Source organism: Gracilimonas sp., from assembly GCF_040218225.1.
Classification (GTDB): Bacteria; Bacteroidota; Rhodothermia; order Balneolales; family Balneolaceae; genus Gracilimonas.
The window spans coordinates 269,802-289,525 of sequence record NZ_JAVJQO010000008.1; the positions used below are offsets into that span (position 1 = coordinate 269,802).

A 19,724-nucleotide genomic window follows, 5' to 3' on the forward strand; every position below is an offset into this window, starting at 1 on the left:
TGGATAACAAATGAGTTTAGATGAAATTAGAGATCAAATTATAAAGAATGGCTGCTGGGCAAATATATTTGATGAAAATAGGCCACACTTTAGAGAAGAGGGTCTGTTTAATTCCAGCAAATCCGTATTCCATTTCGTTTAGCGCCTGATCAGTTTTCCAGACGTAACCCACAAACAGACAGATTAAAAATCCTCCAAGTGGTAAACCGATGGTGCTAAATAAATAATCAAACCAACCAATTAAGGCGGGGAAGAAAGCAACAGTTACGGATATCGCTAAAATACCTGACCCAACAGTCCAGGCGGCTTTTTTTCGTTGTACTTCAAATTCATCAATAACAAAAGAAACCGGAACTTCCAGCAGTGATATCGTAGATGTTAAAGCGGCAATACTAAGTAGCAAGAAAAAGGTCACCCCTAAAATCATACCTACTGCGCCGCCAATTGTGTGGAACAAGGCAGGAAGAATCTGAAAAACTAGATCTGTACTGGACGCCAGAGAACCACCCGCATTGATGTTGATACCCTGACTTTGTGCAAGATACATGGCCGGAACAATAAGTAAACCAGCAAGAAATGCAATTCCTACATCAGCTAATGTTACAAAAGCAGCGGCTTGTGGAATATTTTCTTTTTTGTTCAGGTACGAACCGTAGGTAATGAGTGCACCCATTCCCAATGAGAGTGAGAAGAAAGCCTGACCCATTGCTGAAAATATTAATCCAGCATTAATCTTACTGAAGTCAGGGAGTAAATATACACTAACGCCTTCTGAACTACCAGGTTGCAGAAGTACATAAACAATCATGATCAGAATAATACCTATCAGAAGTGGCATCATCGCTTTGGTGGCCCGCTCAATGCCGTCACTTACACCAGCTGTAATAATCTTAATAGTCCCCAACATGAATACAGTGGCAATAATCGCATTTTTAAATCCATTGTTGGTATCGGTAAGCCAATCTGCAGCTCCGGACCATCCAAAGAAATAGAAGATCTCTTCGAAGGCAAAACCAAAAGCCCAACCAGCAACTACGGTATAAAAGGAGAGAATCATCACTCCACAAATAACACCCCATAACCCTACAAGGGGATAAAACTTGTTCGAACTAATGGCTTTGAAAGCACCAACAGGATTTTTTCCGGATTTTCTACCAATAGATATTTCTGCTACCATCACCGGAAAACCGATTGCAAACGTACATAGCAGGTAAATGAGAAGATATGCGGCGCCTCCTTCGGTGGCTACTTTAGTTGGGAATGCCCAAATGTTGCCAAGTCCTACCGCTGAACCGGCAGCTGCGAGTATAAAACCAAGTTTTGAATTCCATGAACCGCGGTCGGTTGTGGTTGTTCCAGCCAAGTGTGTTCCTCCTTAGGATTATTTAAATGAAAACGTAAAATATTTTAAGCATTACTCACACGCAACTTTCTTAATACAACTCCTGAAATTGCGGGTACCAACATCGATTTTTCAACACTTTTTAAGGTGGAAGAACCAGCTTTTTCAGAATTAACAACAACTTCCCAATACCCTTCGGGAAGTATAATTTCGTGAGCGTGTTTGTAGCTCGCGTTCAATGATACAAAGTAATCATACATATCACCTGAACTTTTTCCATCAATTGAAAAAGTTACATGAAGCGGATCTTTATATACTTTAAAGTTGATTTCATTAGGTTTTGCTTTTCTTAAAGCAGGGGTGTTTAACCGTAACTGAATCAATCCTTTATAGTAATTAAATAAATTTTTATTGATGTCAATTTCATTAAAATTCAGCCAATTCGTTTCGTCATCTTTATTGTAACTATCCCGATCGAGTTGGCCTTTTTTAGAATCTTTTCCAGACGGATCCTGAATCACTTTTGAGCGAGCCCATTCCTGCCCGGCATGCATCATAGTTATGCCCTGAGAGACGAACAACGACAATGCAGCTAGTTTAGCTGTTTTTAATTCTTTTTTTGAGAGGGAAGTAATTTCTTTTCTATCCTCAAATACCTGAGTCTGTTTTTCAGGGTCAAGGGCAATCCGGATATGATCTCCCAAAGTGTATCCGTCATGACTTTCCAGGTAGTTAACAGAGTGACCTGAATGATTGAAAAGACCATGTTCTCCAGGCTCAAGGGTGCCGCGAATTAAATTTTCGATGCCAAAACGGGAGAGATTGGGATCTGTTTCACCGAAGATGAAGCCTTTGTTTTCAACCGGATGGTATCCCTTGAGCCCATTTCTGATTTTATCATTCCAGGAAGCCCAGTCATGGTCGGAAAAACCGGAGGGTTTATAATCACCGCCCCAGGGTTCTGCAATAAGGATAACATTGGGATTGATCTTCCGTGCTTCCTCGCGGATTAAATCGATTGTTTCCCAGTCTATAATGCCCGCTAAATCAAACCGAAATCCATCGATATGGTATTCAGTCATCCAGTGTTTTATCGATTCTACTATTAACTCTCTGGAATATTTCGAAGCAGTATTTATGTCATTTCCAGTCCAGCTGTCATTTAGATAATTACCTTTCTCATCCAGGCGGAAATAATGATCTTTAGCTGTGTATTTGAGCGGGTTCAAATCATAATGGGAGGCATGATTGTAAACTACATCCATTATAACTGAGATATTCTCTTTGTGTAGCGCTTTAACCAGCGACTTAAGCTCGAGCTGTGCACTTGTATCCCGTCCAACAACTTTTCCGACTTCGAGTGTAGCATCCGAGGCATAAATGGTTTCTGGTGCAAAGAAAAAGGAGGTCATATATCCCCAATAATTTCTGGCATAAGGATTCCAGGTATTTTTTACGCCTTCAGCTGTTTTTTCCCCGAATGGGGGTTCGAAATACCCAAATTTTTGAAGGGGAAGAAATTCAACGGCATTTACTCCAAGCCTTTTCAGGTGGCTGATTCCACCAACTTCAGCCTCACGAAAGTCATTATAAATACCTTGCACAAAGGTTTTTGCTGATGAATGAGCTACCATATCTTTAATATGTGTCTCATAAATCACTAAATCTCTTGGGTCTTCCGGAGTTACAAAATCATCGTCTTGCCAGTCGAAGGGTTCTTCCGATATGATCTTGGTTTTAGGAAATTGAAGATGATGATTTTTAGATGTTACATGCCGGCTACGGGGATCAGCAATGGCATGGTTAGTAGAAGTGAAAAAAGGATCATCTTCCGGACCATCTATTTTATAAGCGTACCATTTATCGGTAAAATTATCCTGGATGATGGTTTCCCAAATACCCTCGTCATTTTTATCTAACGGCAATTCGAGGCCGGAATCGTGCTCATACTCTTCATAGATAATCAGGCTAACAGAATTAGCTTTAGGAGCAAAAAGCCGAAAAACTGTTTGTTTTCCGCTAGTAGAACACCCAAGCGGAAATTGGTCAAGCTTTTCGATCGTACAGATATGTTGAGTTTCTTCCGGCATTAACTATGTAATAGGACTTCCGGGCTCGGCTTCGGTTTCAACAAACTTGAGGTTGCCCTCTGAGTCTTCTGCCATTAGAATCATACCCTGACTTTCAACTCCCATTAGTTTTTTGGGAGCGAGATTAGCCACGACACTTACTTTTTGCCCGGGTAGATGCTCTGCGTTAAAGTGCTTGGCGATGCCGGATACAATTTGGCGTTTCTCCAGCCCGATATCGACCGTGAACTTAATGAGCTTGTCTGATTTTTCAATTTTTTCAGCAGTTAGAATTTTTCCTGCCCGTAAATCCAGTTTCATAAAATCACCGAATTCAATGTCATCTTTTAATTCAGGGACATCCGGTTTTGGGTCTGCGGCTTTTGCTTTGTCGTGTAGTTTTTGAATTTGTTCTTCGATGAGCTCGTCCTCAATTTTATCAAATAAAATGTCTCCCTGCTTCACTGGGGTTCCTTTATCCAGCATATTTGATGTGATGTCATCCCAACTGAAATCATCACTAATACCGAACTGTGCTCTTAATTGCTTCATTTTTGCGGGAAGAACCGGATCAAATAAGCAGGAGAGAGCAGCGCTTATCTGCAGACTTACATATAATGTATTTCCACATTTTCGGGGCTCAGATTTTCTTGTTTTCCACGGCTCAGTTTCCGTGAAATAGCGATTTCCAATTCGTGCGAGATTCATGGTCTCACTAATAGCCTCCTTGAATCGGAAGTTTTCGTAAGCCTGTGTGACTTTCCCCTTTTGATCTTCAATAGCCTTAAGAGTCTCTTTGTCTAAATCTGAGGGCTCAATCAGTTCCGGAACTTTACCATCAGCATAATTGGCAGTAAAAGAAAGCGAGCGGTTTGTGAAATTGCCAAGCACATCTGCGAGTTCATTATTGATGCGTCCCTGAAAATCTTTCCAGGAAAAATCAGAGTCTTTGGATTCCGGAAGGGTAGTTCCCAATGCGTAACGAAGTAAATCAGGGCTGAACTCTTCAACATCCAGGTATTCATGTAACCATACAGCCCATCCGCGGGATGTGGATAGTTTCCGGCCCTCCAGATTTAAAAATTCATTGGCTGGCACATTTTTAGGCAGTACATAATCACCATGTTCCATCAGAACGACCGGGAACATGATGCAATGAAAGACAATATTATCTTTCCCAATGAAGTGATAAAGCTCGGTATTTTCATCTTGCCAGAAATCTTTCCAGAGTTCTGGTTTCCCTTGTTCCTGAGCCCATTCTTTGGTAGCTGATACATATCCGATAGGCGCATCAAACCATACATACAATACTTTACCCTTGGCTTCATCGAGTGGAACAGGAACGCCCCAACTGAGGTCACGGGTAGCGGCACGGTCGGCAAGTCCATCATTCAGCCAGCTCTTAACCTGACCCATCACATTAGGCTTCCAGTTTTCCCGGCTGTCAATCCATTTTTCGAGTTTTGGCTGAACATCACCCAGCGGCATATACCAGTGCTCTGTTTTCTTGAGTTCTGGTTTCTCACCGGTTAAAGCACTCACCGGATTTTTTAATTCGGTAGGGGAAAGGGAGGTTCCGCAGTTTTCGCACTGATCTCCATACGCTTCTTCAAAACCACAATTTGGACAGGTTCCTTTTACATAACGGTCGGGAAGAAACATGTCCGCTTTAGAGTCATATAGCTGCTCCTCGGTTTTCTTTTTAAAGAAGCCCTTTTCGTATAGCGTGGTAAAAAACTCCTGCGATGTCTCGTGATGAACCTTTGAACTGGTTCGGCCATAGTAGTCGAAAGTGATTCCAAAATCCTCAAACACTTTCTTATTCATTTCATGATAACGATCTACAATATCCTGAGGAGAAACTCCTTCTTTCTCCGCGGCAATAGTTATTGGAACGCCATGTTCGTCAGAACCGCAGATGAAAGCTACATCGGCATCTGTACGGCGTTTATAGCGGCAGTAGAAGTCGGGGGTGAGGTAGGCTCCGGCAAGGTGACCAAGATGAATGGGGCCGTTAGCGTAAGGCAGCGCCGAAGTAACAAGAATTCGTTTTTTATTGGGCATGAATGCGTTTTATCCGTCTTTTTACCGAAGATAAGAAATGGTTGGTTTAATGTTTAAGGTGGATTGAAAAAATAACCTGTCATCGCGAGGAGTATCATTGCTTATATTTGATTCCTAAGAGCTTCCGACACGGTGATCTCCATAACCTACTTGGGATATTGCTATCAAGAGATTGCTTCGTCGACATAAGTCACAATCTTGTATTCAGCATTTTGTGCTCCTCGCAATGACAGGTTTTAATAAATTTTTCTGTTACTCATTTCTCCTTAACTTCACTGCATGCTTATAACATTTGAAGGAATAGACGGAAGCGGGAAGTCCACACAGATTTCCCTGTTAAAAGAAAGGCTTATCGAACTGGGGCATAAAGTGAAGGTATTTCGGGAGCCCGGAGGAACCGATGTATCTGAAATGATTCGCGGAATGCTGCTTAACCCCGAGCTGGATATTGATCCGGTGACCGAGCTTTTGCTGTTTTCATCAGCGCGATCGCAACTGGTGGCAGAAAAGGTTCAGCCTTTACTTAAAGAAGATGTGATTGTTATTCTGGATCGGTTTTATGACTCCACCACAGCATACCAGGGGTTCGGGCGCAAGAGCATGCCCATCGAGCAGATTCACCAAATTAATGTAGCTGCCACGCACAATCTGGTACCGGATTTTACTTTTTACCTGAGGCTGAGCCTTGAAGAAGCCGCTGAGCGCACAAAAAGCTTTGAAAAAGACCGTATGGAACTCTCAGGAGATTCCTTTTTCAAACGAGTTTTTGAAGGATTTGAGTATTTAGCAAAAACAGAATCGCGTTTTAAGACGATTAATGCCGGTCAGGACAAAGATGCCATTCACGAAGATATTTTTTCAGAACTGAAATCTTCGCTGTGATTTACCCTCTGTTATTTTTTAAACACATTTTTGATGTAACAAGGGAGGAGTAATATGTCTTTTTTAAGAAACTTTACGGTTATCCGATTATTTATCTGCGATGATCATTGAGGCTTAATCTTTTTATCCGTAAATTTAAAGCAATCTGGATGAGTCCTGCCTGTTTCCATGACAACCAGTTCATCAAAAGAATACAATTCTAACGATCATAACTACCAAGTAATAAATTATGGCGCACGAAAGAATCGAAATTGATCTACCTCTTGCCAAAGTATACGAGCTCCTTTCTAATCCAGTTGAATTTCCTAAGTTCTTGGATCGCATCGATAAAGTAGAGAGAGTTAACTCTCAAACTTTCGAGTACAAGACTGACATTGGAGGAGAAGAGTATCAGTGGACAACTAATCTTATCGATAATCTTCGTAACACTCGTTTTGCCTGGATTACTATCAATGGTAATCTGAATCAAACCGGAACTATTCGTTTTACTCCGCTTGATAATGGCGAACGCACACGCGTTGAATTTTCTCTGGACTACCGAACTTTCTTCGGTGATCCTGAAGAAGAATTGGCTTCTTTCATTGAAGATTCACCTGCTCAGCTTAAAAAAGATCTTGAGACATTCAAGAAATTAGCTGAAGGCGGAACCTTCAAAGAAACTCCAATCGAGCCAACCGAAGAGACCGAAGAAGAAGTTACCGCATAAGGTATTTCAATCTTTATATTATTTACATTACTTGATGCGCATCTCAACGATGCGCATTTTTTTTGTCATTATTCAAGGACGTATGGATTTCAGTGAGTTTTTAAAATCAGAGTCAAGCCAAAAACCTCATTATTTATTAATTGGAAGCCCGATAAGCCACAGTGTGTCTCCATTAATGCATAATGCCGCTTTAGATCATCACGGGCTTAAAGCTGAATATCATGCGGTCGCAGTTCGTAATAGTGAGATTTCTACCTTGATTGCTCATTTCAATCGCCTCGAGTTTCTGGGAGCAAATATTACCATCCCTTATAAAGAAACACTTTTTGATGCTATGGACACACTGGGTGTGGAAGCTGCACAAATCGGGGCTATTAACACCATTGTAAAAAGAGACGGTAAAATTGTAGGTGAGAATACCGATGAATATGGATTCCGCGTTCCCATCGAGGACTATGAAGATGACCTGGCCGGAGAAAGAGCAGTAATTTTTGGAACAGGGGGAGCGACCAAGGCTATTTGTTATGCACTTCGTGAAATGGGAATTGAAGAGATTGTAATGGTTTCCCGCCGCCCGGGGCAATATGACGAACACTCTGATATCATCATGTGCAATTATGAGAACTGGACAGCTTATGCCGAGGAAGCGGCTATTATTATTAATGCCACTCCGTTAGGGATGGTACCTAATACAGATGCTTCACCAGTCAAAGATCATGAAGTTGAAGTCTTATCTGGTAAAATCTGCTATGATGCCGTATATAATCCCCGCGAAACCAAGTTTTTGAAACAAGCCAAGAAAGCTGATGGCATTCCAATAGAAGGGCTGGATATGTTGATCTATCAGGGGGCGAAATCTTTTAAGATGTGGACCGGACAGGAATTTCCAACCGGACTCATAAAAATGAAATTGGATGATGTCTTCCCGCATTAATTTTATAAAACCTGAATTGCTGAATGGCGAAGTAATTTCCAGCTGGTTTACGCTTCGAAATCAGGAAGCGGTTCATCCCGGATTGGATATACCGGGCCTGAATCTGGGGCTTAATACCTCAGAGAAAGCTTCAATAGTCTTATCAAACAGACAGCGGCTTTTACAAGAAATTGGAACAGATCAGGAGCGTATTGTATATGGGGTGCAGGTTCACCAAACGGAAATTGAGGAAGTAACACAAGGTGGTATCTACGAAGGTACTGATGGGTTTGTAACCAAAAACTCAGGCTTAACTTTGGCTATTCAGGTGGCTGATTGTGCAGCTGTGCTAATGGGAGATGCTAAAAATAAAGTTATAGGAGCAGCTCATGCCGGATGGCGTGGAGCAGTGGCTGACATAGTCCCAAAAACAATCCAAAGAATGGAAAAGCTTGGAGCTGATGCGAGGCATATTAAAGTATTTGTAAGTCCATGCATATCTCTTCACAATTTTGAAGTAGGAGAGGAAGTAGCAGTTGAATTTCCGGAACAGTTTGTAGACAGAACGAATTATGCCAAACCACATGTTGATTTGAAAGCTTTCATCAGATATCAATTATTGAATGAGGGTATTGAGAGCAATCACATAGAAGTTAATGATTCATGTACCATTGCTGATGAAAATTTCTATTCATACCGACGTCAAAAAGATAAAAGCGGACGGATGATGGGAATTATCAAACTAAACTAAAGAAGTTTTTACGCATTGAGAGTTAGCTACAGTCCCGGTTATGTTGCAGACATTCCAGATGACCACATCTTCCCGATGAAGAAGTTCAGAGGGCTACACCAATATTTATTGGAAAGAAATGTTCTGAAAGATTCCGAAATAGTAGAACCTTCTATGGTTGACCATTCCAATTTGATTATGGCTCATACGCAAAGATATGCTAATGCCATCTGGGAAGGAACGCTAGACCGCAAAGAAGAACGCAGGATGGGTTTGCCATGGAGTAAGTCGCTGGCTATAAGATCAAGGCTGGCCGTGCAGGGGACGATAAATGCCGGTTTGATGGCGCTGCAAGATGGAATTGCAGGGAATTTAGCCGGTGGAACTCATCACGCTATGCCTGATTTGGGAGAAGGTTTTTGTGTATTCAATGATGTGGCCGTTGCGATCAAAGTACTGCAACAATCAAAGTGGGTAAATAAAGTCATGGTGATAGATTGTGACGTACATCAGGGAAATGGAACCGCCTTTATATTTGCTGATGATCCTAATGTATTCACGTTTTCCATTCATGGAGAAAAGAACTATCCCTTTAAGAAACCGCCTTCTGATCTTGATGTTGGCTTGCCCGACAAAACGGAAGATAAAGGATACCATAGAGCTTTGATTACAGCCTTGGATTCTATCCTGACTAATTTCAAACCAGACCTGGTTTATTATTTAGGTGGAATTGATCCATTGGAAGCCGATCATTTTGGCAGATTATCCCTCACATTAAAGGGACTCAGAGAAAGGGAGCGAATTGTGATCGAGTCCGTAACACAACGGAATTTGCCTATGGTATTGTTGTTGTCGGGAGGATATGCACCAACTCTTAATGATACGGTTATTGCACATGCCCAAATGTATGAAGTAGCAAAAGAAATGGGTTTTTAAAAATCATTGCTTAATTTGAAGCAGAACTAAATCAAGAAGTATTTTGAACAAACAAAAACTGGCTATTCTGGGATCAACAGGATCCATTGGGACACAGGCGCTTGAAATCGTCCGTCAGCACCCCGATAAATTTGAGATTGTTGCTCTTACCGCCAATTCCAATTGGGAATTACTTGCTGAACAGGTAAAAGAATTCAGGCCGAAGTATACCCTGATTAGTGATGAGGATCATTATCAGGATTTTAAAAAGACAGTGTCTGATGCAGAAGTTCTTACCGGAGCTGAAAATTTACCCGCTATTGCTTCTTTAGAAGAAGTGGATACGGTTTTAAATAGTCTTGTCGGATTTGCGGGTTTTGAATCTACCCTTGAGGCCATTCGTTCAGGTAAGAAAGTAGCGCTTGCCAATAAAGAGTCGTTGGTGGTTGGGGGAGAGCTAATAATCGCTGAGCTTAAAAAATCAGATGCAGAACTCATTCCGGTTGATTCAGAACACAGTGCTATGTTGCAATGTCTGGTAGGCGAGTCTATGGATGATATTGAAAAGATAATCATCACAGCAAGCGGAGGGCCGTTTCGTGAGCTATCCAAGGAACAGATGCAAAAAGTAACGGTTGAGCAAGCTCTGGATCACCCCAACTGGAGTATGGGAGCAAAGATCACGATTGATTCTTCAACCATGATGAATAAAGGGCTTGAAATTATCGAAGCTCATTGGCTTTTTGATATTCCCGTAGACAAAATTGAGCCGGTTATCCATCCGCAAAGTATTATTCATTCCATGATTACTTTTACAGATGGTTCGAGTAAGGCACAGTTAGGTTTGCCAGACATGAAAGTTCCAATTATATATGCGCTGAGCTATCCCGAAAGGCTACCGCTGGATACACCCAGAATGAACTGGAAAGAGGTTCAAAATCTTACCTTTGAACCCGTTGATTTTGATAAATTTCCCTGCGTAAAATTAGCTATGGATAGTATCACAAAAGGGGGATATGCTCCGGCAGTTTTAAACGCAGCTAATGAAGTTGCCGTAGAGCGATTTTTGAACAAAGAAATTGGTTATATTCACATCCCTGAAATTGTAAAAGAAAGTTTGGCTAACATTGAATTGAATGATAGTTTGAACACAGAGACGTTAAAAGAAATAGATAAAGAGACGCGGAAATTCGCGCATTCAATTATTAAATAATTTACATGGACTGGTTTTTAAGTTTATTAAACACGCTCCTGATTTTTGGTGGAGCATTGATGATCCTGGTTTTTATTCATGAACTGGGTCACTTTTTAGCAGCAAAATTTTTTGGAATGAGGGTTGAACGCTTTTCCATTGGATTTCCACCCCGGGTTTGGGGCTTTCAGAAGGGAGATACAGATTATTGTATAGGTGCAACCCCACTTGGAGGGTATGTAAAAATATCTGGGATGATCGATGAAAGCATGGACACTGACCATCTTGAAAAAGAACCAGAGCCATGGGAATATCGAAGTAAGCCTGTTTGGCAGCGTATCATAACGATTACTGCCGGAGTGATTTTCAATATGATTCTGGCTTTCTTTATCTATTTTGGATTGACATACAGCCAGGGTAAAGCAGTTCTTCCTATTGATGAAACGGAAGGAATTTACGTTCCGGAAACATCTATTTTATATGAAATAGGATTTGAAACAGGCGATAAAATTGTAGGTGTAAACGGACAAAGGGTAACTTACTTCAATGAGTTGGTATCAGCTTCAGAGCTTACTTCAGATAACCTGACCTACATGGTGATGCGAAATGGGCAACAGGTTTCTGTTCCTGTTACTCCGAACTTTTTGGATAGCCTGCAAACCCGTGGCTTTCTTGATCCAACGTATTCGTTTCCAAGTAAGGTGTCATCAGTACCAGCCGGAAGGCCCGCTGCTGAAGCCGGCTTGGAAGCAGGCGATCGCATTGTGTCAGCAAATGGAGATACCGTTAAGTATTGGGTTCAACTGGTAGAGATTATTCAAAATGCAGATTCAGCGGTTAACTTTGGTGTGCAACGCGGTGATTCGCTTTTCTATGCATCTATCACACCCGATCCGGAGACTAAAACTATTGGCATAGCTTCACCTCAGATTCAAACATTGGGCTTAATGCGCATCGAATATGGATTCTGGGAGTCTATAGGCGAAGGATATAATCAAACCATAGAGCAAACAGTGGGTATTGTTCAGGGTTTTGCAAGAATGATTACGGGCGATATTTCCGTCACTCAGAACCTCGGCGGCCCGATAGCTATAGCAAGCATTACCCGTGAAGCTACAGATCAGGCTGGTTGGATTGGATTCTGGAATATAACGGCGCTGCTCAGTATTACGTTGGCTATTTTAAATATTTTACCGATCCCAGCTCTTGATGGAGGTCACCTTGTATTTTTACTTTACGAAGGTATTACACGTCGTGAACCGTCTGAGAAAGTGAGAATGATTGCGCAACAAATAGGTTTTTTCCTGATGATTGGTTTATTCATTTTTGTAATGTTTAACGACGCATTCAGATACTTCGGACTTTAAATATGTTATCTAAAGAAGGTTACCCAACAATAGCTCTTGTAATCACAGTTTCTATTTTGGTCTGTGGTTTTGCATACTATTTCTTAAATCACTGGTTTGCTTATGTGATTTATGCCGGTATGGGAACGTTAACTTGCCTTACTATCTTTTTCTTTCGGGATCCGGATCGTAATATCCCCGAAGATGAGAACTTGATTATTTCACCGGCTGATGGCAAAGTTGTTTTTGTGAAAGAGGTAGAAGAGGAAGTGTATTTAAAGGGTAAAGCAACCCAAATAAGTATCTTTTTGTCACCATTGAATGTCCACGTAAACCGGAATCCTGTTTCAGGTTCTTTGGAGTATGTGAAATATCATCCCGGAGAATACCTGATGGCTTGGACTGAACATGCTTCAGAGCTTAATGAACGCGCAGATTTTGGTGTACTTCATCCCTCTCAGGCCAAAATATTTTTCCGCCAGATTACCGGCTTTCTTGCCCGACGAATTGTCTACAACATTAAAGAAGGAGATCAACTGAAAGCTGGGGAGAGATTTGGAATTATGAAATTTGGCTCCCGAATGGATGTTGTAGTTCCTGCTAATGTAGATGTGAAGGTTAAACCAGGTGATACCACCCGAGCAGGAGAATCAATAATTGGGGTTATTAATTAATGAAATATCCGATTCAGAAAAAATATCATTCTTTCAAACAGCGCAGAAAACGCAGGAAAGAACAAAAACCACCGGTTAACAAGAAGATCGCAGTTCCCAGTTTCTTTACACTGATGAACTTGTTCAGTGGATTCCTGGCTATTATTTCTATCTCTGACGGAGACTTTATCCGGGGAGCATGGCTGATTGCGCTTGCAGGATTATTTGATGTTTTTGACGGATTAATGGCTCGACTTGCCAACGCAACCAGCGACTTTGGTATAGAACTTGATTCTATAAGTGATATGGTATCTTTTGGTGTAGCCCCGGGTTTTCTAATCTATACCTGGAGTCTACACGAACTTGGCTTTGTTGGTATTATCGTGAGTGCTTTACCTCCACTTTGCGGAGCAGTTCGATTAGCCCGATTTAATGTGAATGCCCGTTTACATCCAAGGCCTGATTTCTTTGTTGGATTGCCAATTCCTGCTCAGGCCATTATTTTGGGTGCCTTTTTCCTGACCTTCCGAGATTCTCTTGAACTGTTCTCTTTTCTCGAAAACGGATTAAATTCAGTGCTTATACCATTTATCGTAGTTATTTCATTTCTGATGGTGAGCACCCTTCCTTTTGACAAAATTCCAAGATTTGATCGAAAAACTATTAAGGAGCAAAAGGGAAAGTTTGTACTGTTCCTGATATATCTAATCCTCATTCTGGCATTCAAAGAATATGGACTCATGGCCGTATTTACTCTGTTTATTTTGAAAGGAGTGATTATCGGTGCTATTCAATTTTTCACCGATGATTACGGCCCGGCCGGAGTAGATGAATTCCAGGATTACAGCTGATCTTTAATTGCTTTCTTGATCCTGACTGCTGCATTTCCATCTCCGTATATCATGGACGCATCGAGGATTTCACCGCCGTTTAATAGAGCTTCTGAATGTTTAATAACTACTTCTGGGTTGGTTCCTGCCAATATTCCCAGACCTGATTCAATTAGCTCTTGCCGTTCTGTTTCGTTTCTTAAAACCAACACTGGTTTTCCCAGGGCTGAAGCCTCTTCCTGAATACCACCAGAGTCAGATAGTATTAAATCAGCTCGTTTTAACACGTGGAGAAAGGAAAGGTAGTCAAGAGGCTTTATTTGTAAGAAACGATCACTAGAAATCGCAGCTTTTTCAACGGCTTTTGTCACATTTGGGTTTGGATGGGCCGGAAAGATGACGCACAGCTCCTTGTGATCTTGCAGAAGCTTCTTTATAGCCTCAAATACTTGCATTAAAGGCTTGCCATGATTCTCACGCCGATGAGCAGTTAAAACGAGTAATTTCTGGTTATTGCTTACCTTAGTGAGTACTTCAGGTACAGATTTTTCAAAAATATGAGTGTTGGTGATCTGCTTAAGAGCGTCAATAACTGTATTACCTGTAACCGCAATTGAATTTTTAGAAATGCCCTCACTTAATAAATTTTTCTTATTCAGATCAGTTGGTGCAAAATGAAAATAAGCCAGATGTGAAATCTGCTTTCGGTTCATTTCTTCGGGAAAAGGGTAATAGGGGTCGTGACTTCTTAATCCTGCTTCTACATGAAGCACCGGAATTTTTTGATAGAAAGAGGAAAGTGCAGTAAGGTAAGAAGTAGTTGTATCTCCCTGAACCATAACATAGTCAGGCCGGGTGTCTTCAATTACTTTTTTCAGCTTCGGAAGCAGACTTTGGGTCAGGCTGAACAAATCCTGATTGGGTTCCATGATATTTAAATTAATATCTGGCTCTATACCAAAAAGAGACAGCATCGGCTCAACTAATTCTTTGTGTTGACCTGTATGCAAAACGGTAACCTCAAACTCGTCTTTGAGTTCTAAGATGACCGGAGCCAGTTTAATAACTTCCGGTCGTGTGCCGAATGCGATTAGAATCTTCTTCATGAACATAATCTTTTATATTGTTCTGCTGTCAACTCGGCTACTCTTTCCCACGTAAAATTTGTCAAGATGTGATTCTTTAGTTCTTCGGATTTCTCCTTTTTTAAAGCGTTATTAAGGCCAGTTGAAAGAGATTTCGAAGAATCCGGGTTTATAAACTCAGCAAAACCTTCAAAATAATCTTTTGTTCCACCACGCTCGGTTATTACAATATGAGATCCCGTCAGTGCGGCTTCCATTGCCGCAATGCCGGGAGTTTCAAACTGGGAGGGAAGTACAAATACCTTACTGGCGGCGTAAGCGGAGGTGAGTAATTCTGATTCATGATTCAGTGTTTCAACCAAAGTAACATTTCCGGCTTTCTGAGCTAGTGATAAGCACTTTTGTCCATATTTATCCTGATTAAAGGAACCAATAATTACGACTTTTGCTTCAATTTGATCTGCAATTTCCAGTAATTTAATCACATTTTTACGCCGAGCAGCGGCCTGACCTGCAAAAAGCACGAAATCTTTAATCCCATATTTTTCCAGAAACAAATCTGGTGTTGCGTTAGAAAATCTCTTTTCCACACCATTAGGGATAGTCTCTATCTTATCAGCTGAAATAGAGAACCCTTGTTGTATCAGGTTGGCTTCAGCAGAGGTATTCGGGAGGTTCAGGTCTGCTTTACTGCATAGCTTTGATTTAACACTGAAATCGGATCGAATCCCGGAACCAAATATGGAACTAAGTTTTTCGATCTTAAGGGCTCTTCTAATGAAGGCTGCATTTCTGTTGGAGAAAAAGATGGGAGAAAGGAAAAGAGGAATTCCAAGTGCTTTAACTTGTTCTACGATACCGACATTTTCTATAGAAGCACCAAATACATGCACAAGATCCAAATCAAGGGTTTTGATATCATCCCAGGGAGAAATCAAATAAGGTTCTATCCCAAAAAAAGATATATGCTGTGTAGTCTGTAAAGCCTGGGTTCTTAGCCCTCCGGATACAGCCGCAATGCTCATCGGTGCTACATAGCCTACTTTCATAATCGAATCCTGTTTTTCCAGTCTAAGAGTGATGTTTTAAGTAGTTGTAAGTTCCTTCTTCTCATTTCAGAAGCTTCATTAGGATTAGGAAGATAGGGGTTCGAATACTTTAATTTTGATGATTTTGTAAGGTCTGTCACAGCCTTTTCTGTGGTTACTAAATCAAACTCAAAGTGGTTGAAAGATACTTGGATCAATTTTTCCGGATCCGAAGATTTATCAATAGAAACCCTGTTATCTTTCATATATGCATCAAACGTAAATGCTTGTCGTTCTTTCCAGAAGGTAGCAAACTGAGCAAAAGTCAGGTTTTCAAAATCATGGACATTACTCAGTTCTAAAAGATGATCTATAACGGAAAGTCCGGGCTGAAGTGGATGATGATAGAAAAAAGCTGGCTCAAAACGGGATAATTTATTCCGTAAAATCTGTTCAAAATAACTCTTCATATCTTTAATAGAGTATTGACGCCGATTCAAACTTCCCGTACAAACAGGGTGTATAGGAATTTGAAGCGGGAGATGTTCTTTAGCGGGCTGAAAAGGTAATCCATCATAGCCGAATGTAAATTCCGATGAGTAAGTAAAGTCAGTTTGATGTAAAGCTTTACTAAGTGCTTTGTTCCATATTCCATAAGGCGCGCAAAAACCTGTAGGTTCAAATCCTGCTTTTTCGAGAAGCTGCAGTCCATTATTTATATTATGAAACACTTTTTTGTAAGAATCAGAAGTCCCATGTTCATATCCATGGAGGGCAATTTCCTGGTTTTGAAAGGACTTAAAATGCTCCAGCCAGTCTTCATGAGCCTGAACATGCAAAAACCAGGTAGCTGATTTCTTGTGCTTATGGATAATTTCATATAGCTGATCAATGGATTCTTTATCTCCAAAATCACTATCGATTCGAAAACCAAAAACAGGCTTTGGTGTAGGGGATGTCCACTTTTCGATATAGGGTAAAGACCTGAGAAAGTGAAGTTCTTTTAGTACAGATTTCAAGGTTTCTGATAATTCGTGTTTTGAAACCTGACTTACTATCTCATCCGGATTTTCCTTGTGCTGACTATAAAAATATTTTCTTTTATATCCTGAAGATTGCAATAAATCACCGGCATCAACTCCCAAATAAGCCAGATTGTATTTTGCGTCAGGATCTATATAAACCAGTCCCTCAAGCAAGGATGAATCTTCATGAGTTCTGATTTTCGAACGGATATCTATATGAGATATGTGCGATAAAAAGGATTTCCGGGAGTCATTAATGATCGTTTTCTGATGATAGGAGTGAATTTTTTTGCTTTCATTAAAAACTACATTATCACCAATTTCTAAAAGGCTTCCTTTTTTTTTCAGAAAGCCCTTTAACTTTGACCTTTGATCTTTATCAGGTTTTTTATTTTGAATAATAACACTGTACTGATATTCTAGGTCATAGTTGTAGTTAACCTCTTCAAAGGAAACTCCCAGCTGATCTAATAAGGCAGTCCATGCGTTATTTTTCTCCTGAATTCCTATACACAGTCGCTGCTTCATCCTAAAACCTTTTTCTTTGCCCATTCTAGTTGTTCGGGCTTAAGAATACCGAATTGAATGATAATTGCGATGAATATGACTGAGGCAATGGCAGCGTTTATCAAAGGCATCAACGGACTGAAAAGAAAGATAATGAATAATATAATCGCAGCAGGGTAGCTTATCAGTAATGGTTTTAAATAATTCAGGGGGACAACTTTTCTGAACCAAAAATAGGTGAAAAGGGTGATTATAATTTCAGCTGCAGAAACTGAGATTGCTACCATTGTAGAGTTCCCTAAAGCAGTAAAGCTAAAAATGATAATGGCAGAAATTGTGCCTCCAAAACAGGTGGCCAGAAAGTATTCTTTGTCTTTATTAGTGGCTATTAGTCCAAATGAGAACAGGCTATTAATGAAAGTAGCGGCAATAAGTATCGACAGAATCTGGAGTAATATAACACTCTCTGCATACTGATCTCCATAAAGCAGATGTGTGATTTGTTCAGCCCCGATAGCCGTTATCATAGCAATTAGAGCTCCGCCAGCGGCTACAAATCTGAAGACAGTGTCAATTTTTTTGTTAGCTTCGGCACGATCCATGCTCCATAAAGAGGAAAGATTTGGAAGTAGCAGGTTTACAAAAACACGATCTATCATCATAGCAATGATAACAACTCGAAAGGCTGCTCCATACAATCCTGCATCTCGTAATGATAAAATTCCTCCAATTAGGATAGGTGGCAAAAGATGCACTATTTGGGCAAAAAACTTGCCTAATCCTAAAATAGAGCTTGTTTTAAGCAGGTCAGGATAGATCTGCAGGCCTCTTGAAGGAAGACTGAAAGGTTTATCTTTTATCGCAAAAGTAGCAAGGGTGAGAGCTGCGATGGCAACTCCTGTGGTATACAGAACGGGAACGAGAGTGACATCTTCAACCGAATGCACCATAAAAATGACCAAAAGGAAATAAATAAGTCCATTCAAAATTTTTGAAAGGGCTATTTTCCCGAATTGCTGCTTTCCGGAATAAAACCATTCCATGAGTGCCATATAAGGGATTATTGAATACAGGTAACCTAATATGACTTGCTTTTCTATTTCTCCGGTATTGATTAACGAGACAATTGCAGTGGAGCCAATAAGGACAATGATCCCCAGAAAGAGCTTCATTCTGAATATTTCCAGTACTCTGAAAATTCTCTTAGAAGGCTCTTTGGCTGTTTCTCTGGTTCCTATACTAATTAATCCCATATCGGAAACCCAGGTAGCATATCCAAGAATAGAAAGCGCAACCGTAATAAGTCCATAGAATTCTGAACCTAAAGTACGGGCAAGATATATTGAGGTAAGAAAAGAAAGCCCGCGGCCAGCTATATCACCTACAACAATCCAAAACGCTTTTTCTTTCAGTTTAGCCATTCTTATTTGCTTGTAATTGCCGTTGCAACAATTGGCTTAGTTCATCCTGAGTGGTAAATAAATCAACATTTGTTTCTTTCCCTTCTTCACTCAAACACCCCATATCTGGTGCTATAATCTTCTTATGATATGCTTTTGCCATATGATATCCACCGGAAGAAAGAATTTCACGATAGTTAAAAACACAAAGATCGGCAGCACTGTAAAACCAGGGGACTTGTTTCTCATCGATAAAGTGAGGAATGACCTTAATACGGTTACTTTTCTTTTGCCTTGCCTCTAGCTGATCGAACAACTTCATATTTCCTTTTTTAACAGGGCCTACAACCAAGAGTTTACATTCCTGTTTCAGTTCAATAACTAAATCAGATACTTTCTCTATCTGTTTGTAGCGGCTTATGTTACCAAACATTAATATGGTCGTTAAATCTGGTTTTAGCTCGCAATTATAGTGCTCGTTCAGTTTATCTCTGGCAATATCTTTATCGATAGGTTCTGCCGGAAAATCCGGATGTGGTATTAGTCTGAATTTGTCTTCAGAAACTTCCAGTCGATTACTCATTAGTTTCACTGCCTTTTCGCAATGAACATGAAGAACTTTAGACCAGCTTGCCATTTTCTTATGCAGGTAACTATGCAGACCAAGATATTTTTGGTCATGTGGAAACTCATTATGCAGCGTCCAAACAATGTTTCCGCCAAGCTTATGGAAAAAATATAGGCACAACATTTTCCAGGGCATACCCAGCAAGGATTTAAAATCCTGGAATTCCAACCAATGATAATGAAGAATAGCCTGACGGTTAGAAAGTATACCCGCTACCAGTTTAAAATGATTAAATACACTTATAGACTGAATATCATACTCTTTGCCTTCTATCAACTCTTTGTAGAGCAGATATAAATAATCAGATTTTTTATGCGAAAACCGAATTAAAGGTACTACATAGACGATACGCGCATCTTCATTTACTGATGCGTAAATCTCTTTAAGAGATGTTACCTCCATAAAAAAG

At 40.4% G+C, this 19,724-nt stretch carries 17 protein-coding genes; 9 read left to right on the forward strand and 8 right to left on the reverse strand.

All coding sequences use genetic code 11. The features are described from left to right. Positions 1-16 precede the first annotated feature (16 nt). Genes RIB15_RS12475 through metG form a run of 3 tightly spaced genes read right to left on the reverse strand, consistent with a single transcriptional unit; the run spans position 17 to position 5,475 of the window. Positions 17-1,363 (reverse strand): sodium-dependent transporter, encoded by a 1,347-nt coding sequence (locus tag RIB15_RS12475; RefSeq protein WP_350202493.1) that lies wholly within the window; start codon positions 1,361-1,363, stop codon positions 17-19. A 44-nt stretch (positions 1,364-1,407) separates the two neighbouring features. Further along, entirely contained in the window at positions 1,408-3,432 is a 2,025-nt protein-coding gene (locus tag RIB15_RS12480) for an alpha-amylase family glycosyl hydrolase (RefSeq protein ID WP_350202494.1), read from the reverse strand. Positions 3,433-3,435: 3 nt separating this feature from the next. Beyond that, a complete protein-coding gene (metG, locus tag RIB15_RS12485; protein WP_350202495.1) occupies positions 3,436-5,475 on the reverse strand; it encodes a methionine--tRNA ligase in 2,040 nt (679 codons plus the stop codon). A gap of 279 nt (positions 5,476-5,754) precedes the next feature. On the opposite strand from metG, the gene tmk reads away from it, so the two are divergent. The 9 genes from tmk (at position 5,755) to pssA (ending at position 13,663) form a co-directional block, all read left to right on the forward strand. After that, positions 5,755-6,357, forward strand: a complete 603-nt coding sequence (gene tmk / locus RIB15_RS12490) for a dTMP kinase (RefSeq protein ID WP_350202496.1) — start codon at positions 5,755-5,757, stop codon at positions 6,355-6,357. Between the two features lie 229 nt (positions 6,358-6,586). Beyond that, positions 6,587-7,063, forward strand: a complete 477-nt coding sequence (locus tag RIB15_RS12495; protein ID WP_350202497.1) for an SRPBCC family protein — start codon at positions 6,587-6,589, stop codon at positions 7,061-7,063. 34 nt (positions 7,064-7,097) lie between these two features. Further along, complete coding sequence (gene aroE / locus RIB15_RS12500) at positions 7,098-7,997, forward strand: shikimate dehydrogenase (RefSeq protein WP_350202498.1); 900 nt, start codon at positions 7,098-7,100, stop codon at positions 7,995-7,997. Beyond that, entirely contained in the window at positions 7,981-8,727 is a 747-nt protein-coding gene (pgeF, locus tag RIB15_RS12505; protein ID WP_350202499.1) for a peptidoglycan editing factor PgeF, read from the forward strand. Before aroE ends, pgeF begins: the two co-directional genes overlap by 17 nt. 15 nt (positions 8,728-8,742) lie before the next feature. After that, the gene (locus RIB15_RS12510; RefSeq protein ID WP_350202500.1) at positions 8,743-9,642 is read left to right on the forward strand and encodes a histone deacetylase family protein; all 900 of its coding nucleotides are present in this window, start codon (positions 8,743-8,745) and stop codon (positions 9,640-9,642) included. Positions 9,643-9,685: 43 nt separating this feature from the next. Continuing rightward, positions 9,686-10,834, forward strand: a complete 1,149-nt coding sequence (dxr, locus tag RIB15_RS12515) for a 1-deoxy-D-xylulose-5-phosphate reductoisomerase (RefSeq protein ID WP_350202501.1) — start codon at positions 9,686-9,688, stop codon at positions 10,832-10,834. A gap of 5 nt (positions 10,835-10,839) precedes the next feature. Then, a complete protein-coding gene (rseP, locus tag RIB15_RS12520) occupies positions 10,840-12,180 on the forward strand; it encodes an RIP metalloprotease RseP (RefSeq protein ID WP_350202502.1) in 1,341 nt (446 codons plus the stop codon). Between the two features lie 2 nt (positions 12,181-12,182). Further along, on the forward strand, positions 12,183-12,833 hold the full coding sequence (locus tag RIB15_RS12525) for a phosphatidylserine decarboxylase family protein (protein ID WP_350202503.1): 651 nt from the start codon (positions 12,183-12,185) through the stop codon (positions 12,831-12,833). Next, a complete protein-coding gene (gene pssA, locus RIB15_RS12530) occupies positions 12,833-13,663 on the forward strand; it encodes a CDP-diacylglycerol--serine O-phosphatidyltransferase (protein ID WP_350202504.1) in 831 nt (276 codons plus the stop codon). The genes RIB15_RS12525 and pssA overlap by 1 nt, the downstream gene beginning before the upstream one ends. Here pssA and wecB read toward each other — a convergent pair. Genes wecB through RIB15_RS12555 form a run of 5 tightly spaced genes read right to left on the reverse strand, consistent with a single transcriptional unit; the run spans position 13,654 to position 19,717 of the window. Then, complete coding sequence (gene wecB / locus RIB15_RS12535; protein ID WP_350202505.1) at positions 13,654-14,748, reverse strand: non-hydrolyzing UDP-N-acetylglucosamine 2-epimerase; 1,095 nt, start codon at positions 14,746-14,748, stop codon at positions 13,654-13,656. The two genes, pssA and wecB, sit on opposite strands and share 10 nt — an antisense overlap. Continuing rightward, the gene (locus RIB15_RS12540) at positions 14,745-15,776 is read right to left on the reverse strand and encodes a glycosyltransferase family 4 protein (RefSeq protein WP_350202506.1); all 1,032 of its coding nucleotides are present in this window, start codon (positions 15,774-15,776) and stop codon (positions 14,745-14,747) included. The genes wecB and RIB15_RS12540 overlap by 4 nt, the downstream gene beginning before the upstream one ends. Beyond that, positions 15,773-17,332: a polysaccharide deacetylase family protein gene (locus tag RIB15_RS12545; RefSeq protein ID WP_350202507.1), complete on the reverse strand. Its 1,560-nt coding sequence runs from the start codon at positions 17,330-17,332 to the stop codon at positions 15,773-15,775. The genes RIB15_RS12540 and RIB15_RS12545 overlap by 4 nt, the downstream gene beginning before the upstream one ends. Further along, positions 17,305-18,708 (reverse strand): oligosaccharide flippase family protein, encoded by a 1,404-nt coding sequence (locus tag RIB15_RS12550; RefSeq protein WP_350202508.1) that lies wholly within the window; start codon positions 18,706-18,708, stop codon positions 17,305-17,307. The genes RIB15_RS12545 and RIB15_RS12550 overlap by 28 nt, the downstream gene beginning before the upstream one ends. Next, positions 18,701-19,717, reverse strand: a complete 1,017-nt coding sequence (locus tag RIB15_RS12555) for a glycosyltransferase family protein (RefSeq protein ID WP_350202509.1) — start codon at positions 19,715-19,717, stop codon at positions 18,701-18,703. The genes RIB15_RS12550 and RIB15_RS12555 overlap by 8 nt, the downstream gene beginning before the upstream one ends. Positions 19,718-19,724: the final 7 nt, after the last annotated feature.

What these genes read in the sequence shown, in the direction of transcription:
- RIB15_RS12480 (WP_350202494.1), bottom strand. Translation starts at nt 3,432, where the DNA reads ATGCCGGAAGAAACTCAACATATCTGTACGATCGAAAAGCTTGACCAA.
- metG (WP_350202495.1), bottom strand. Translation starts at nt 5,475, where the DNA reads ATGCCCAATAAAAAACGAATTCTTGTTACTTCGGCGCTGCCTTACGCT.
- tmk (WP_350202496.1), top strand. Translation starts at nt 5,755, where the DNA reads ATGCTTATAACATTTGAAGGAATAGACGGAAGCGGGAAGTCCACACAG.
- RIB15_RS12495 (WP_350202497.1), top strand. Translation starts at nt 6,587, where the DNA reads ATGGCGCACGAAAGAATCGAAATTGATCTACCTCTTGCCAAAGTATAC.
- aroE (WP_350202498.1), top strand. Translation starts at nt 7,098, where the DNA reads ATGCGCATCTCAACGATGCGCATTTTTTTTGTCATTATTCAAGGACGT.
- pgeF (WP_350202499.1), top strand. Translation starts at nt 7,981, where the DNA reads ATGTCTTCCCGCATTAATTTTATAAAACCTGAATTGCTGAATGGCGAA.
- rseP (WP_350202502.1), top strand. Translation starts at nt 10,840, where the DNA reads ATGGACTGGTTTTTAAGTTTATTAAACACGCTCCTGATTTTTGGTGGA.
- RIB15_RS12525 (WP_350202503.1), top strand. Translation starts at nt 12,183, where the DNA reads ATGTTATCTAAAGAAGGTTACCCAACAATAGCTCTTGTAATCACAGTT.
- pssA (WP_350202504.1), top strand. Translation starts at nt 12,833, where the DNA reads ATGAAATATCCGATTCAGAAAAAATATCATTCTTTCAAACAGCGCAGA.
- wecB (WP_350202505.1), bottom strand. Translation starts at nt 14,748, where the DNA reads ATGAAGAAGATTCTAATCGCATTCGGCACACGACCGGAAGTTATTAAA.
- RIB15_RS12540 (WP_350202506.1), bottom strand. Translation starts at nt 15,776, where the DNA reads ATGAAAGTAGGCTATGTAGCACCGATGAGCATTGCGGCTGTATCCGGA.
- RIB15_RS12545 (WP_350202507.1), bottom strand. Translation starts at nt 17,332, where the DNA reads ATGGGCAAAGAAAAAGGTTTTAGGATGAAGCAGCGACTGTGTATAGGA.
- RIB15_RS12550 (WP_350202508.1), bottom strand. Translation starts at nt 18,708, where the DNA reads ATGGCTAAACTGAAAGAAAAAGCGTTTTGGATTGTTGTAGGTGATATA.
- RIB15_RS12555 (WP_350202509.1), bottom strand. Translation starts at nt 19,717, where the DNA reads ATGGAGGTAACATCTCTTAAAGAGATTTACGCATCAGTAAATGAAGAT.